At 61.5% G+C, this 12,838-nt stretch carries 14 protein-coding genes; 12 read left to right on the top strand and 2 right to left on the bottom strand.

Going from position 1 to position 12,838, the window contains the following annotated elements:
• The first annotated feature begins 24 nt into the window (after positions 1–24).
• Genes BLU26_RS09610 through BLU26_RS09600 form a run of 3 tightly spaced genes read left to right on the top strand, consistent with a single transcriptional unit; the run spans position 25 to position 2,498 of the window.
• Entirely contained in the window at positions 25–1,044 is a 1,020-nt protein-coding gene (locus tag BLU26_RS09610) for an aminoglycoside phosphotransferase family protein (protein WP_092286088.1), read from the top strand.
• The gene (gene murU, locus BLU26_RS09605) at positions 1,041–1,706 is read left to right on the top strand and encodes an N-acetylmuramate alpha-1-phosphate uridylyltransferase MurU (RefSeq protein ID WP_092286086.1); all 666 of its coding nucleotides are present in this window, start codon (positions 1,041–1,043) and stop codon (positions 1,704–1,706) included. The genes BLU26_RS09610 and murU overlap by 4 nt, the downstream gene beginning before the upstream one ends.
• Before the next feature lie 3 nt (positions 1,707–1,709).
• Complete coding sequence (locus tag BLU26_RS09600; protein WP_092286084.1) at positions 1,710–2,498, top strand: DnaJ domain-containing protein; 789 nt, start codon at positions 1,710–1,712, stop codon at positions 2,496–2,498.
• Here BLU26_RS09600 and BLU26_RS09595 read toward each other — a convergent pair.
• Entirely contained in the window at positions 2,472–3,476 is a 1,005-nt protein-coding gene (locus BLU26_RS09595; protein WP_092286082.1) for a DUF3530 family protein, read from the bottom strand. The genes BLU26_RS09600 and BLU26_RS09595 overlap by 27 nt on opposite strands.
• Before the next feature lie 107 nt (positions 3,477–3,583).
• Between BLU26_RS09595 and rpe the strand changes: the two genes are divergently transcribed.
• The 8 genes from rpe to BLU26_RS09555 all read left to right on the top strand — a co-directional run bounded on the left by rpe (position 3,584) and on the right by BLU26_RS09555 (position 10,368).
• Positions 3,584–4,258 (top strand): ribulose-phosphate 3-epimerase, encoded by a 675-nt coding sequence (gene rpe, locus BLU26_RS09590; protein ID WP_092286080.1) that lies wholly within the window; start codon positions 3,584–3,586, stop codon positions 4,256–4,258.
• Positions 4,259–4,260: 2 nt separating this feature from the next.
• Positions 4,261–4,941, top strand: a complete 681-nt coding sequence (locus BLU26_RS09585; RefSeq protein ID WP_092286078.1) for a phosphoglycolate phosphatase — start codon at positions 4,261–4,263, stop codon at positions 4,939–4,941.
• A 180-nt stretch (positions 4,942–5,121) separates the two neighbouring features.
• The gene (gene trpE / locus BLU26_RS09580) at positions 5,122–6,600 is read left to right on the top strand and encodes an anthranilate synthase component I (protein ID WP_092286076.1); all 1,479 of its coding nucleotides are present in this window, start codon (positions 5,122–5,124) and stop codon (positions 6,598–6,600) included.
• Positions 6,601–6,612: 12 nt separating this feature from the next.
• Positions 6,613–7,209, top strand: a complete 597-nt coding sequence (locus BLU26_RS09575) for an aminodeoxychorismate/anthranilate synthase component II (protein WP_092286074.1) — start codon at positions 6,613–6,615, stop codon at positions 7,207–7,209.
• A gap of 20 nt (positions 7,210–7,229) precedes the next feature.
• Positions 7,230–8,276 carry an anthranilate phosphoribosyltransferase gene (gene trpD, locus BLU26_RS09570; RefSeq protein WP_092286072.1) on the top strand — a complete coding sequence of 349 codons (1,047 nt, stop codon included), beginning with the start codon at positions 7,230–7,232 and terminating at the stop codon, positions 8,274–8,276.
• A complete protein-coding gene (gene trpC, locus BLU26_RS09565; protein WP_092286070.1) occupies positions 8,273–9,067 on the top strand; it encodes an indole-3-glycerol phosphate synthase TrpC in 795 nt (264 codons plus the stop codon). The genes trpD and trpC overlap by 4 nt, the downstream gene beginning before the upstream one ends.
• A 154-nt stretch (positions 9,068–9,221) precedes the next feature.
• Positions 9,222–9,791: a cytochrome b gene (locus BLU26_RS09560; RefSeq protein WP_092286068.1), complete on the top strand. Its 570-nt coding sequence runs from the start codon at positions 9,222–9,224 to the stop codon at positions 9,789–9,791.
• Between the two features lies 1 nt (position 9,792).
• Positions 9,793–10,368, top strand: coding sequence for a YceI family protein (locus tag BLU26_RS09555; RefSeq protein ID WP_092286066.1), 576 nt, complete (start codon positions 9,793–9,795; stop codon positions 10,366–10,368).
• Between the two features lie 82 nt (positions 10,369–10,450).
• Here the strand turns inward: BLU26_RS09555 and BLU26_RS09550 are convergent, their stop codons facing one another.
• Positions 10,451–11,353 carry a LysR family transcriptional regulator gene (locus tag BLU26_RS09550; protein WP_092286064.1) on the bottom strand — a complete coding sequence of 301 codons (903 nt, stop codon included), beginning with the start codon at positions 11,351–11,353 and terminating at the stop codon, positions 10,451–10,453.
• Positions 11,354–11,592: 239 nt separating this feature from the next.
• On the opposite strand from BLU26_RS09550, the gene BLU26_RS09545 reads away from it, so the two are divergent.
• Entirely contained in the window at positions 11,593–12,777 is a 1,185-nt protein-coding gene (locus BLU26_RS09545; RefSeq protein WP_092286062.1) for an acyl-CoA dehydrogenase, read from the top strand.
• Positions 12,778–12,838 lie beyond the last annotated feature (61 nt).

Here is a 12,838-nt window from a genome sequence, read left to right as displayed (position 1 = left end):
CGGCGACAACGAGAAAGAGCCTAAATGGATTCAAGAACGACGCAATTGCACAATTGGTTGCCCGCGGCCTTGCAGCAGGGGTTTGCGCAGATGGGCTGGGGCCCGGTGGTCGAGGGGGAGTTGTCACCGGCCAGTGCCGATGCCAGTTTTCGCCGCTATTTTCGCTGGCAGGCTGGGCCGCGCAGCCTGATCATCATGGATGCACCGCCGGCACACGAAAACAGCGAGCCCTTTGTGCGTATCGCCGGCCTGCTGCAGGATGCCGGGGTGCGGGTGCCGCGCATTCTGGCCTGTGACCTGGAGCAAGGCTTTCTGCTGCTCGAAGACATGGGCAGCCAGACCTACCTGCAAAGCATTCAGGCCGGTGGTATCTGCGCCGAGCAGTTGGACCGGATGTTCAGTGCGGCAATCGATAGCCTGATTCGCTGGCAGTTGGCCAGCCAGCCGGGTGTGCTGCCAGCCTATGACGAAGCCGTGTTGCGCCGTGAGCTCGACTTGTTCCCTGATTGGTACGTAGCGCACGAGCGTGGCCGGGCGCTCACCGCGGCGGAGCAAGCCGACTGGCAAGCGTTGCAGGCGTTGCTGCTGGACAGCAATCTGGGCGAAGCGCAGGTCTATGTGCATCGCGATTACATGCCCAGGAATCTGATGACTGCCGACGGCGAGCCCGGTGTGCTGGACTTTCAGGACGCGCTTTATGGGCCGGTCAGTTATGACGCTACCTCGCTGTTTGCCGATGCCTTCTTCAGCTGGCCTGCCGCCGAGCGCAGTGCCTGGCTGGAGCGCTATCGGCAGCGCGCGCGCGCGGCCGGTGTGCCGGTGCCCGCTGACGTTGGCACCTTCATGGCGCAGGCCCGACTGATGGGCGTGCAGCGTCACCTCAAGGTGCTGGGCATCTTTGCGCGCATTTGTCACCGGGACGGCAAGCCGCATTACCTGCAGGATGCGCCACGCTTCATCCGCTACCTGCGCGATGCCTGCGAACAAGATGCACGCCTGCAACCGCTGCAGCGCCTGCTCGACAGTCTGGAGATGGCGGTATGAAAGCCATGATTCTGGCTGCCGGCAAGGGCGAACGTATGCGACCGCTAACGCTGCGCACCCCCAAGCCGTTGCTGCCGGTCGCGGGCAAACCGCTTATCCAATGGCACATTGAGGCACTGGCCAGCGCGGGTGTGCAGGATCTGGTAATCAATCACGCCTGGCTGGGTGAGCAGCTGGAACGTCATTTTGCAGATGGCAGCGAACTTGGCGTACGTATTCAATGGTCACGGGAAAGCGCGCCGCTGGAAACTGGCGGGGGGATTCGCCAGGCGCTCCCCCTGCTCGGCGAGGCGCCCTTTATCCTGGTAAATGGTGATATCCGCACGAGCTTTGATTTTGCCGGACTGGCATTGCCGGCCGGCAAGCTGGCGCATCTGGTGCTGATTGACAACCCACCACACAATCCTGGCGGTGACTTTACCTTGGGCGACGGCCTGGTCCGCAATCCGTCCGCGGATGCCCCCGGCTTAACTTACAGCGGCATCGCGGTGCTGCATCCGGCGCTGCTGGCAGAGCAGCCCCCAGGCGCATTCAAGCTGGCGCCCTTGCTGCGCGCGGCGGCGGATCAGGGGCGGGTCAGTGGTGAGCACTTTGCCGGTGCCTGGATAGATGTCGGCACCCCCGAGCGCTTGGCGGAAGCCGAGCGGCTGGTGGAGGGCTAACCCATGCTGTGGCCGGTAACGGTGCTGGGCGCCGTGTTTGGCGGCTTGGGTGGCGGTGTGCCGGGTGCGCTGGTGGGCGCCGTACTGGGGCATGCCCTGGATCGGCATTGGCGGTTGCGGCGATGGCGCGATCTTTCAAGCAAACTTGCCGAGTTGCGCGGTGGGAGTTCAAGGTTCGAGCGCGTATTGTTTCTCTGCATGGGGCGGCTGGCCCGCGCCAATGGTCGGGTGACCCAGGGGCATTTGCAGCTGGCCCGCGACCTGATGCAGCAATACCGGCTGGATGAGCCCGCGCGCCTGAAGGCGATGCATGATTTCAATGCCGGCAAGCTCGCGGGCACCGAGCTGACCCGGCTGGTGCAGCGCTTTTGCCGCCGCGAGCCCGGGCGTTCCGCCGAGCTGCTGGACTGCTGTTGGCGTATGGCGCTGCTGACAGGTCAATTGAGCGCGGAAGCGCGCAGCCTGCTGGATGCCTGGTCAAACAAGGCGGGAGTGGGGCGCGCGGAACAGCAGCGCATGCACCAGAAACATCAGCGCAGTGAGCGCACCGCGGCGCGCTCCCCGGTAGCCAGTCAGGATCGTCTGCATCAGGCTGCGGCGCTGCTCAAGGTGGAGCTGGATGCCACCCCTGAACAGATCAAGCGCGCCTATCGTCGCCAGCTGAGCAAGCACCATCCAGACAAGATGATTGCGCGCGGCGTGGGTGAGCCGGGGCTGTCTGGCGCCGGTGAGCAGATTCGCCGCATTCAGGACGCTTACGAAACACTAAGGCGCCACCGCGGCTTCCGTTGAGGCGCCAATCTCGCTGGGCTGGTTCAGCAGGCGGCGCTCCAGCCAGCCCTGCAGACGTTTTTGCAGCATGTCGTCGGCCAGCACCGAGTTTTGCAGGTAATCGATATCCCACTGCTGATAAAGGTTGTGTCCCGCGCGGCGTGCAATACGCTGGTGCTCGCGGGCCTGAATCGCCCCTTGCGGGCTGCCGGCGGCCAGCAGCTCAAGCAACGGCTTGTCCCATTCTTCCAGTAACAGGTTCAGGCTCGGTTGCCCCTCGATCGCGGGGTCCCGCGGCTTGAACAGGATCACCGCGTGCGGTGGTTGCTGGCTCGCGGGTGGGCTGGCTGCGCGTAGCGCCCAGTAACCGGCGTCCGCGCGGGTGATCAGCGTGATGTGCTCGTTGTTTTCAGCGGCCAGTACCTGCCAGGCCGCCTGGATCAGCTGCATGCAGCGGGTGGCATAGTCGGCGGAGCTCTCTGCGCTGGCGACGGCCGTGGCAGGCGGCTGATCGGGCTGGTTGTCGGCGGCGAGCAGCGGATCTTCCGGCTCATCGCTAGCTTCCGCATCCACGGCATCCGCGTCGGCCTCGGGCGCTGGGGCGACGGACGCTGGCAAAGGGGCATCCGGCAGGCTGATGGACAGGGTGTTCCAGCCAGCGTCGCTCAGCCGGCGGCGTGCCGGGCCGATCAATTCGGGCCAGTCAGCATGCTCGCCGGGGCCGGCGATCAGCAACACGCCGCCGAGCGCCTCTGGCCGCGCGGCTGGCAGATACAAGCCCAGTTGCGATTCTCCATGGAAGTCCAGTTGGCGCTGCTCTTCGGTCGGCAGTCGGCGCTCCAGTGCCTGCTGATACAGTGCGTTGCGCGAGGGGGATTCGGCGCGTTTGCCATCCTGCGCAGTGGGGGTTGCGTCTGCCGCCGCTTCCTCGGTTTCGGGTGTCTGCGCCTGACTGCACAGTGGCAGGGAGAGTGCGATAAGCAACAGCAAGGCTCGCATTCAGCTAGGTCCTTTGGTGGCGTTGATTCGAGTATAACAGCGCAGCCACGGCACGCTTGCGGTAAACTGGCGGGCATTTCCTACCCTTGTTGTCGCTGAGGTTTGCCATGCAAGACTATGCCATTGCCCCTTCCATTCTGTCCGCCGATTTCGCGCGCCTCGGCGCTGAAGTCGATCAGGTCCTGGCGGACGGTGCAGATATCGTGCACTTCGACGTAATGGATAATCACTACGTGCCGAACCTGACCATCGGGCCGATGGTGTGCTCGGCACTGCGTAAATATGGCGTCACCGCGCCGATTGATGTGCATCTGATGGTCAGTCCGGTGGACCGCATCATTGGCGACTTTCTGGAGGCTGGTGCGTCCTACATCACCTTCCACCCGGAAGCATCCCAGCATATCGACCGCTCGTTGCAGCTGATCAAGCAGGGCGGCGCCAAGGCTGGCCTGGTATTCAACCCGGCTACTCCGCTTGATGTGCTCAAGTACGTGATGGACAAGGTCGATATGGTGCTGTTGATGAGCGTTAACCCCGGCTTTGGCGGGCAGAAGTTCATCCCCGGTACACTCGACAAGCTGCGTGAAGCACGTGCGCTGATTGATGCCAGTGGCCGCGATATTCGCCTGGAAATCGACGGCGGCGTGAACGTTGAGAACATCCGCGAGATCGCTGAAGCCGGCGCCGATACCTTCGTTGCTGGTTCTGCCATCTTTAACGCGCCGGACTATAAAGACGTGATCTACCGCATGCGCAGCGAACTGGCGCAGGTCGCTCGCTGAATATGTCGGCGTTGCGAACACTGTTTGGCGGCGAGTTGCCGCGCCTGGTGATGTTTGATCTGGACGGCACCCTGATGGATTCGGTGCCGGATCTGGCCGCTGCGGTAGATCAGATGCTGGCGTTACGTGGCAAACCAGCCGCCGGCGTTGAGCGGGTGCGTGACTGGGTCGGCAACGGTGCGGCGGTATTGGTGCGCAGGGCTTTGGCCGGTAGCCTGCACCACGCCAATGTTGATGACGCTGAAGCCGAAGCGGCGCTCGCGGACTTTCTGCGTTGTTACGCCGGCGATCACTCACGCACCACTGTTTATCCGGGTGTGGCCGAGTTGCTGTCTGCTCTGCGCGCTGAGGGGGTAAAGCTGGCTCTGGTGACCAATAAGCCTGAGCGCTTTTTACCCGACCTGTTGGCGGAAAAGGGCATGGCGGACAGTTTTGACTGGCTGGTGGGCGGCGACACCTTGCCAATGCAGAAGCCCGATCCCGGTGCGTTGCTGTGGGTGATGCAGCAAGCGGAGGTCAGTGCGGCGCAGGCGCTGTTTGTTGGCGATTCGCGCAACGACATCAGGGCCGCCAGAGCCGCCGGCGTGCCGGTGGTGGCGGTAAGCTATGGCTACAACCACGGCGAGCCCATCGCGGCGGAAAACCCGGACTTGCTGGTTGATTCACTCGATGCGCTCATATAGTCTTGCTGCGTTATCCCTTCTGCAAGATGGATCAGCCGTGTTTGTCAGCAACCGCAAACTGATGAGAGTTATCAAGGCGCTCGCCCGCTGGCGTTGGCGTGTCTGATGTGCGCTCGCCTGCGTGATACGCGGGCACCCCTGGTTTGTGTGTGACAACAATTTTTGCCCACGAGGCTGATCATGACCCAAGACGAATTTCTTCGCCTGGCCGCTCAGGACTGCAACCGCGTACCCGTAGTGCGCGAAGTACTGGCCGACCTTGAAACTCCGCTATCTACCTATCTGAAGTTGGCCGACGGTGCCTTTTCCTATCTGCTTGAATCGGTGCAGGGTGGCGAGAAGTGGGGCCGTTATTCGATCATCGGCCTGCCGGCGCGCACCGTGCTGCGCGTCGACGGTCACACCGCCAGCGTATTGATCGACGGCATCGAGCAAGAGCGTCATGAGTGCGCCGACCCGCTGGCCTTCGTTGAGGAGTTCAAGGCGCGATATCGGGTGCCGTCGATTCCGGGCCTGCCGCGTTTCAATGGCGGCCTCGTAGGCTACTTTGGTTACGACTGCGTACGTTATGTGGAGCCGCGGCTGGCCAAGAGCGTTAACCCCGATGTGCTCGGCACGCCGGACATTCTGTTGATGGTGTCTGATGAAGTGGTGGTGTTCGACAATCTGGCCGGCAAGCTGCACGCCATCGTGCTGGCCGACCCGGCGCAGAGCGACGCCTACGCCCAGGCCAATGTGCGTCTGGATCAGTTGCTGGAACAATTGCGCCAGCCCATGCAGCCGCGCAAGCTGCTGGACTTGAACGCGCCGGTCGACATCGATCTGGACTACCGCGCCAGCTTTACCCGCGAGCACTTCGAGCGCGCGGTCGAGACCGTCAAGGAATACATTCTGGCCGGCGACTGCATGCAGGTGGTGCCCTCGCAGCGCATGAGCGTGCGATTCAAGGCCGAGCCGATCGATCTGTATCGCGCGTTGCGCAGCCAGAATCCAACGCCTTATATGTATTTCTTCAACTTTGGCGACTTTCACGTGGTCGGCAGTTCGCCCGAGGTACTGGTGCGGGTGGAAGAGGGCGAAGTCACGGTGCGGCCGATTGCCGGCACGCGGCCACGCGGCGCCACCGAGGAAGAGGATCTAGCGTTGGAGCAGGACCTGCTCTCAGATGCCAAGGAGATCGCCGAACACCTGATGCTGATCGACCTGGGCCGCAACGATGTGGGGCGCGTTGCCGAGATTGGCAAGGTGCAACTGACGGAGAAGATGGTGATCGAGCGTTATTCCAACGTCATGCACATCGTTTCCAATGTGCAGGGCCATCTGAAGTCAGAGCTGAATGCGATGGACGCCCTGCGCGCCATATTGCCGGCCGGCACCCTGTCGGGCGCGCCCAAGATCCGCGCTATCGAGATCATTGACGAGCTGGAGCCGGTCAAACGCGGTGTTTACGGCGGCGCGGTAGGCTACTGGGCGTGGAACGGCAACATGGACACCGCGATCGCCATTCGCACCGCGGTGATCAAGGACGGCGAACTGCACGTGCAGGCCGGGGCCGGCATTGTTGCCGATTCGGTACCCGCGCTGGAGTGGGAAGAAACCATCAACAAGCGTCGTGCCATGTTTCGTGCCATCGCTCTGGCTGAACAAGCCGCCCGGTAAAGGAGCAATACCATGCTGTTAATGATTGATAACTACGACTCCTTTACCTACAACGTCGTGCAGTACCTGGGCGAGCTGGGCGCTGATGTAAAGGTTATTCGCAACGACGAACTGAGCGTCGCCGAGATCGAAGCGCTGAAGCCTGAACGCATCGTAGTGTCGCCCGGTCCCTGCACGCCGAATGAAGCGGGCGTGTCGGTGCCGGTGCTCAAGCACTTTGCCGGCAAACTGCCGATTCTGGGTATCTGCCTGGGGCACCAGAGCATTGGCCAGGCCTTTGGCGGTGACGTGGTGCGCGCGCGTCAGGTCATGCACGGCAAGACCAGCCCGGTCTACCATGAGGGGCTGGGCGTGTTTGCCGGGCTGAACAACCCGCTGACCGTGACCCGCTACCACTCGCTGGTGATCAGCCGCGAGACGCTGCCGGACTGTCTGGAGCTGACGGCCTGGACCCAGGACGAACAGGGCAATGTGGACGAGATCATGGGCGTGCGGCACCGCGAGTTCATGATCGAGGGCGTACAGTTTCATCCCGAGTCCATTCTCTCGGATCAGGGCCACGAACTACTGGATAATTTTCTCAAGCAGCAAGGCGGCCTGCGCGGCTGATGCGGAGCAAAGGAGAGTCTATGGACATCAAGACAGCCCTCGGCAAGGCGGTTGACCAGCTGGATCTGAGTACCGAAGAAATGCAGGACGTGATGCGCCAGATCATGACCGGCCAATGCACCGACGCACAGGTCGGCGGCTTTCTGGTCGCGCTGCGCATGAAGAGTGAAACGCTGGACGAGATCACCGGTGCGGCCATGGTCATGCGTGAGCTGGCCTCAGGTGTCAGCATTGCTGCCGAGCGCCTGGTCGATACCTGTGGCACCGGCGGTGATGGCGCCAACATCTTCAACGTGTCTACCGCCGCGGCCTTGGTGGTGGCAGCTGCGGGTGGCAAGGTTGCCAAACACGGCAACCGCGCCGTTTCCGGCAAGAGCGGCAGCGCCGATCTGCTGGAAGCGGCGGGCGTGAATCTGGATCTCACGCCGGAACAGGTAGCGCGCTGCGTCGAAAGCGTGGGCGTCGGCTTTATGTTTGCCCCCGCCCACCACGGCGCTATGAAGCATGCCATTGGCCCGCGGCGCGAGTTGGGCATGCGTACCATTTTCAACATGCTGGGGCCAATGACCAATCCTGCTGGCGTCAAGCATCAGGTTATTGGTGTGTTTTCCGAAGCGCTGTGCCGCCCCATCGCCGAAGTACTCAAGCGGCTGGGTAGCGAGCATGTGCTGGTGGTGCATTCCAAGGACGGGCTGGACGAGCTCAGCCTGGCTTCTACCAGCCACATTGCCGAACTCAAGGACGGCGAGGTGCGCGAGTACGACGTAAGCCCTGAAGAGTTGGGTATCAAAAGCCGCAGTCTGATTGGCCTGACCGTTGAGGGCCCTGAAGCGTCGCTGACGCTGATTCGCGATGCGCTGGGCAAGCGCACCACCGAGGCCGGCGAGAAGGCGGCGGATATCATCATTCTCAATGCGGGCGCTGCGCTCTACGCCGCAGATCACGCCACCTCGTTGCAGGAAGGTGTGAAATTGGCCTCCGATGCGCTCTACTCAGGGCTGGCTCGGGAAAAGCTCAATGAGCTGGTGGCGTTCACCGAGGTGTTCAGAGAGGAGGCCGCACAATGACGGTACCAACGATTTTGCAGAACATTGTCGCGCGCAAATACGAAGAAGTCGCTGAGCGTAGTGCCCGCGTATCGCTGCAGGAACTGGAGACCCAAGCTGGCGCGGCTTCGCGAACCCGCGGCTTCGCGGCGGCGCTGCAAAGCCGCGCCAGTGCGCGCAAGCCGGCGGTGATCGCCGAGATCAAGAAGGCATCGCCCAGCAAGGGCGTGCTGCGCGAGGACTTCGATCCGGCTGCCATTGCGCACAGCTATGAAGAGGGCGGGGCGGCCTGCCTTTCGGTGCTGACCGATGTTGACTTCTTTCAGGGCCACGACGATTACCTGCAGCAGGCTCGCAGCGCCTGTGCGCTGCCGGTCATTCGTAAGGACTTCATGGTGGATCCCTATCAAGTGGTCGAGGCGCGCGCGCTGGGTGCCGACTGCATTCTGCTGATCGCGGCCTGCCTGGAGGATGGGCAGATGCACGAGCTGGCGGCCACCGCGAAGCAGCACGGGCTCGACGTACTGGTTGAGGTGCATGACGCCGCTGAGCTGGAGCGCGGGCTCAAGCTGGAGACCCCGCTTATCGGTATCAACAACCGTAACCTGCATACCTTTGAGGTTACCCTCGATACTACGCTGGAGTTGCTACCACAGATTCCCAAGGGCAAGACGCTGGTCACCGAGAGTGGCATTCTGCACCGCACCGACGTTGAACTCATGTTGGCGCACGGCGTTTACAGTTTCCTGGTTGGCGAGGCCTTCATGCGCGCCAGTGATCCGGGATATGAGCTCAAGCGACTGTTTTTCTAAGTCGACCGGGTATCAGAAAAACCTCCCACGCAGCCGCGGCGGGAGGTTTTTTTCTGCCTGAAATATATGGAAACCTGATGGGTTAGAACCAAATATTGCGCTTTTTGTCTCTATCTCTCGATGGGATCATGTGCCGAAATAACGGGAGCCAGTCATGCCCTTGCGCAACACCGCTCAACGCTATGGATCGATCAGCGTCTGCCTGCACTGGCTGATGGCGCTGGGCGTGTTCGGCCTGATTGCGCTGGGTCTGTGGATGACCGGCCTGACCTATTACAGCCCCTATTACACCAGTGCGCCGTTCTGGCACAAGAGCATCGGCCTGCTGCTGGCGGCGTTGCTGCTGGGGCGGTTAGGGTGGCGGTTGATCAACCGTAAACCAGAGGCGGTCCCCGGCCACAAGCCATGGGAGATCACCCTGTCGGCGACGGTGCACCTGCTGTTGTACCTGTTGCTGGCCATCATCGTGATAAGCGGCTACCTGATTTCAACCGCCAAGGGGCAGGGTATCAGCCTGTTCGGCTGGTTCGAGGTGCCGGCGCTGGTAACCGGTTTGCCGCAACAGGCTGATCGTGCCGGTGCTGTGCATTACTGGGTGGCGATGGGAGTACTCGGGCTGGTGGCCTTGCATGCGCTGGGCGCACTCAAGCACCACTGGCTGGATCGTGACGATACATTGCGCCGCATGCTGGGCATGCGGTTGAACAATACCAAGGAGAGTTAGCATGAAAAAGACATTCGCAGGATTGGCTCTGGGTGGTTTGCTGGCATTGTCGGGCTCACTGCAGGCTGCCGATTACGTCATCGATCAACAGGGGCAGCACGCCTCAATCAATTTCAAGATCAGCCACCTGGGTTATAGCTGGATCTACGGGCGCTTCAACGACTTCAGTGGCGACTTCAGCTGGGATGCCGACAAGCCCGAAGCCAGTGCGGTCAAGGTCAGCATCAACACCACCAGCGTCGACTCCAACCACGCCGAGCGTGACAAGCATCTGCGCAGCGACGACTTCCTCAACGTGGCCGAGCACCCCACCGCGACCTTCGAGTCAAGCAAGGTAGAGATGACCGGTGATGACACCGCCCATATCACCGGCAACCTGACGCTCAATGGCGTGACCAAGCCGGTGGTGCTGGATGCCAAGTTCATCGGTGAAGGCGAAGATCCATGGGGCGGCTACCGCGCCGGTTTCTCCGGCACCACCACGCTGGCGCTGAAGGACTTCGATATCTCCATGGATCTGGGCCCGGCCTCGCAGGAAGTCGAGCTGATCATCAGTGTTGAAGGCGTGCGTCAGTAAGCGCCTGAGAGTATTCCAAGTTGTGCTCAGGGTCTCTTCGGAGGCCCTTTTTTTGTCTGTATCAAGTGACGACAGACGGCAATCAGCTGTTCTCCAAGCGATAGCGCTCTGCTTCAGCGGTCAGCCAGTCACGAAATGCCAGTAGCGCAGCGGATTCAGCCTTGCGTTCTGGAATCACCAGAAAGTAACTGTTGGCGCTGTCGAAACTGCGCGCGCAGGGGCTGATCAAGCGCCCCTCGGCCAGCTCGTTGCGAATCAGAAACGGCGGGATCAGTGCCACGCCCAAGCCATGCATGGCGGCCTGCGCGAGCATGGAGAACAGCTCCAGCCGCGTGCCGTTGAGGTCGTGCTCAACGCGCATATCTACCGCCGCAAACCATTGCCGCCAGGCGTACGGCCGGGTGGTTTGCTGCAGCAATGGCAGCTCGGCAATCTGCTCTGGCGTCAGCTGATGTTGCGGTGCTATCAGTGCCGGGCTGCACACCGGAATGGGCGATTCCTTCATCAGAAAATGTGTTTGTGTACCCGACCACTCGCCGTCGCCGAAGTAGATGGCGGCGTCGAACTCGGTATCGGCAAACAGAAAGGGCCGCGTGCGGTTGGTCAGGTTGACGGTGATCTGCGGATGCTGGCGCAGAAAGTCGCCTAGCCTTGGCAGCAGCCATTGGGTGCCAAAGGTCGGCACCAACGCCAGCTCCAGCGTCGCCGTACCCTGGTTACCCATCACAGAGAGCGTGTCGCGCTCTACCGCATCCAGCCGGCTGGCGATTCGCCGGCTATAGGTTTGCCCTGCGTCGGTCAGCTTTACACCGCGCCGTGTGCGGCGGAACAGCTGAATATCGAGAAACTCCTCCAGGTTGGCAATCTGCCGGCAGACGGCGCTCTGGGTCAGCGACAGCTCTTCTGCAGCCTTGGTAAAGCTTTCATGCCGGGCCGAAGACTCGAAACAAATGAGGGCCTGGGTCGGTGGGATTTTGCGGCGCATGGGGCTCCTTTGGAGCAGCGATAAGCTATAAGTATAAAGCGCCAAGCTGTCCGTGCGCTGGGCCGGTGCTGCCTGCCGCTTGAAGCTTGCGGCTTGTCGCTATGTTTTTTCGGAGTTCCAATTTAGCACAAGCTGCTGCGCAAAAGACGCTTGTTAGCCCAAATCTCTGTGCGTACAGTTACTGCCACTGAGGGTCCCGCACGGGGCTCTGTACCCACATCCTGACTATCGGAGTTTTCATGGCCGCATCGAAAGCAAGTTTCAACTGGGAAGATCCGTTGTTGCTGGACCAGCAACTGACCGAAGAAGAGCGCATGGTGCGTGACAGCGCACGTCAGTACTGCCAGGAAAAGTTGATGCCGCGTGTGCTCAACTCCTTCCGCAACGAGCAGACCGATGTTGAGATCTTCCGTGAAATGGGCGAGCTGGGCCTGCTGGGTGCAACCATTCCCGAGCAGTACGGCGGCAGCGGCCTGAACTACGTGTGCTACGGTCTGATCGCCCGCGAAGTCGAGCGTGTGGATTCCGGCTACCGCTCGATGATGAGCGTGCAGTCCTCCCTGGTGATGGTACCGATCAACGAATTTGGTTCTGAGGAGCAGAAGCAGAAGTATCTGCCCAAGCTGGCCTCCGGTGAGCACATCGGCTGCTTCGGCTTGACCGAGCCGAACCACGGCTCCGATCCGGGCTCGATGATTACCCGCGCACGCAGCACCGAAGGCGGCTACCTGCTCAAGGGCGCCAAAATGTGGATCACCAACAGCCCCATCGCCGATGTGTTTGTGGTCTGGGCCAAGACCGACGACGATGTAATTCGTGGCTTCATTCTGGAGAAGGGCTGGAAAGGCCTTAGCGCGCCAGCCATCAAGGGCAAGGTTGGCCTGCGTACCTCGATCACCGGTGAAATCGTGATGGAAGACGTGTTCGTGCCGGAAGAGAACATGCTGCCGCACGTGACTGGTCTGAAAGGCCCGTTCACCTGCTTGAACTCTGCGCGTTATGGCATTTCCTGGGGCGCGCTGGGCGCCGCCGAGTTCTGCTGGCACACCGCCCGTCAGTACACCATGGACCGGCTGCAGTTCGGTCGCCCGCTGGCGCAGACTCAGCTGGTGCAAAAGAAACTGGCGGACATGCAGACCGAGATCACCCTGGCGCTGCAAGGCTGCCTGCGCCTGGGTCGTATGAAGGATGAAGGCACCGCTGCGGTGGAAATCACCTCCATTATGAAGCGCAACTCCTGCGGCAAATCGCTGGACATCGCCCGCGTTGCTCGCGACATGCTCGGCGGCAACGGCATCTCCGACGAGTACGGCGTAATCCGCCACGTGGTCAACCTGGAAGTAGTCAACACCTACGAAGGTACCCACGATGTGCACGCGCTCATTCTCGGCCGCGCGCAGACGGGCCTTCAGGCGTTCTTCTAACGCTTGAAGGTAGCAGCAAGTTACAAGCTACAAGCGGTAAGCAGTCCCTCGTTGGGCTGGC

The organism is Halopseudomonas sabulinigri, assembly GCF_900105255.1.
In the GTDB taxonomy this organism is placed as follows: domain Bacteria; phylum Pseudomonadota; class Gammaproteobacteria; order Pseudomonadales; family Pseudomonadaceae; genus Halopseudomonas; species Halopseudomonas sabulinigri.
Note: the sequence above shows the minus strand (reverse complement) of the source record. Positions and strands in the feature narration are given on the sequence as shown.

What these genes read in the sequence shown, in the direction of transcription:
- BLU26_RS09610 (WP_092286088.1), top strand. Translation starts at nt 25, where the DNA reads ATGGATTCAAGAACGACGCAATTGCACAATTGGTTGCCCGCGGCCTTG.
- murU (WP_092286086.1), top strand. Translation starts at nt 1,041, where the DNA reads ATGAAAGCCATGATTCTGGCTGCCGGCAAGGGCGAACGTATGCGACCG.
- BLU26_RS09600 (WP_092286084.1), top strand. Translation starts at nt 1,710, where the DNA reads ATGCTGTGGCCGGTAACGGTGCTGGGCGCCGTGTTTGGCGGCTTGGGT.
- BLU26_RS09595 (WP_092286082.1), bottom strand. Translation starts at nt 3,476, where the DNA reads ATGCGAGCCTTGCTGTTGCTTATCGCACTCTCCCTGCCACTGTGCAGT.
- rpe (WP_092286080.1), top strand. Translation starts at nt 3,584, where the DNA reads ATGCAAGACTATGCCATTGCCCCTTCCATTCTGTCCGCCGATTTCGCG.
- BLU26_RS09585 (WP_092286078.1), top strand. Translation starts at nt 4,261, where the DNA reads ATGTCGGCGTTGCGAACACTGTTTGGCGGCGAGTTGCCGCGCCTGGTG.
- trpE (WP_092286076.1), top strand. Translation starts at nt 5,122, where the DNA reads ATGACCCAAGACGAATTTCTTCGCCTGGCCGCTCAGGACTGCAACCGC.
- BLU26_RS09575 (WP_092286074.1), top strand. Translation starts at nt 6,613, where the DNA reads ATGCTGTTAATGATTGATAACTACGACTCCTTTACCTACAACGTCGTG.
- trpD (WP_092286072.1), top strand. Translation starts at nt 7,230, where the DNA reads ATGGACATCAAGACAGCCCTCGGCAAGGCGGTTGACCAGCTGGATCTG.
- trpC (WP_092286070.1), top strand. Translation starts at nt 8,273, where the DNA reads ATGACGGTACCAACGATTTTGCAGAACATTGTCGCGCGCAAATACGAA.
- BLU26_RS09560 (WP_092286068.1), top strand. Translation starts at nt 9,222, where the DNA reads ATGCCCTTGCGCAACACCGCTCAACGCTATGGATCGATCAGCGTCTGC.
- BLU26_RS09555 (WP_092286066.1), top strand. Translation starts at nt 9,793, where the DNA reads ATGAAAAAGACATTCGCAGGATTGGCTCTGGGTGGTTTGCTGGCATTG.
- BLU26_RS09550 (WP_092286064.1), bottom strand. Translation starts at nt 11,353, where the DNA reads ATGCGCCGCAAAATCCCACCGACCCAGGCCCTCATTTGTTTCGAGTCT.
- BLU26_RS09545 (WP_092286062.1), top strand. Translation starts at nt 11,593, where the DNA reads ATGGCCGCATCGAAAGCAAGTTTCAACTGGGAAGATCCGTTGTTGCTG.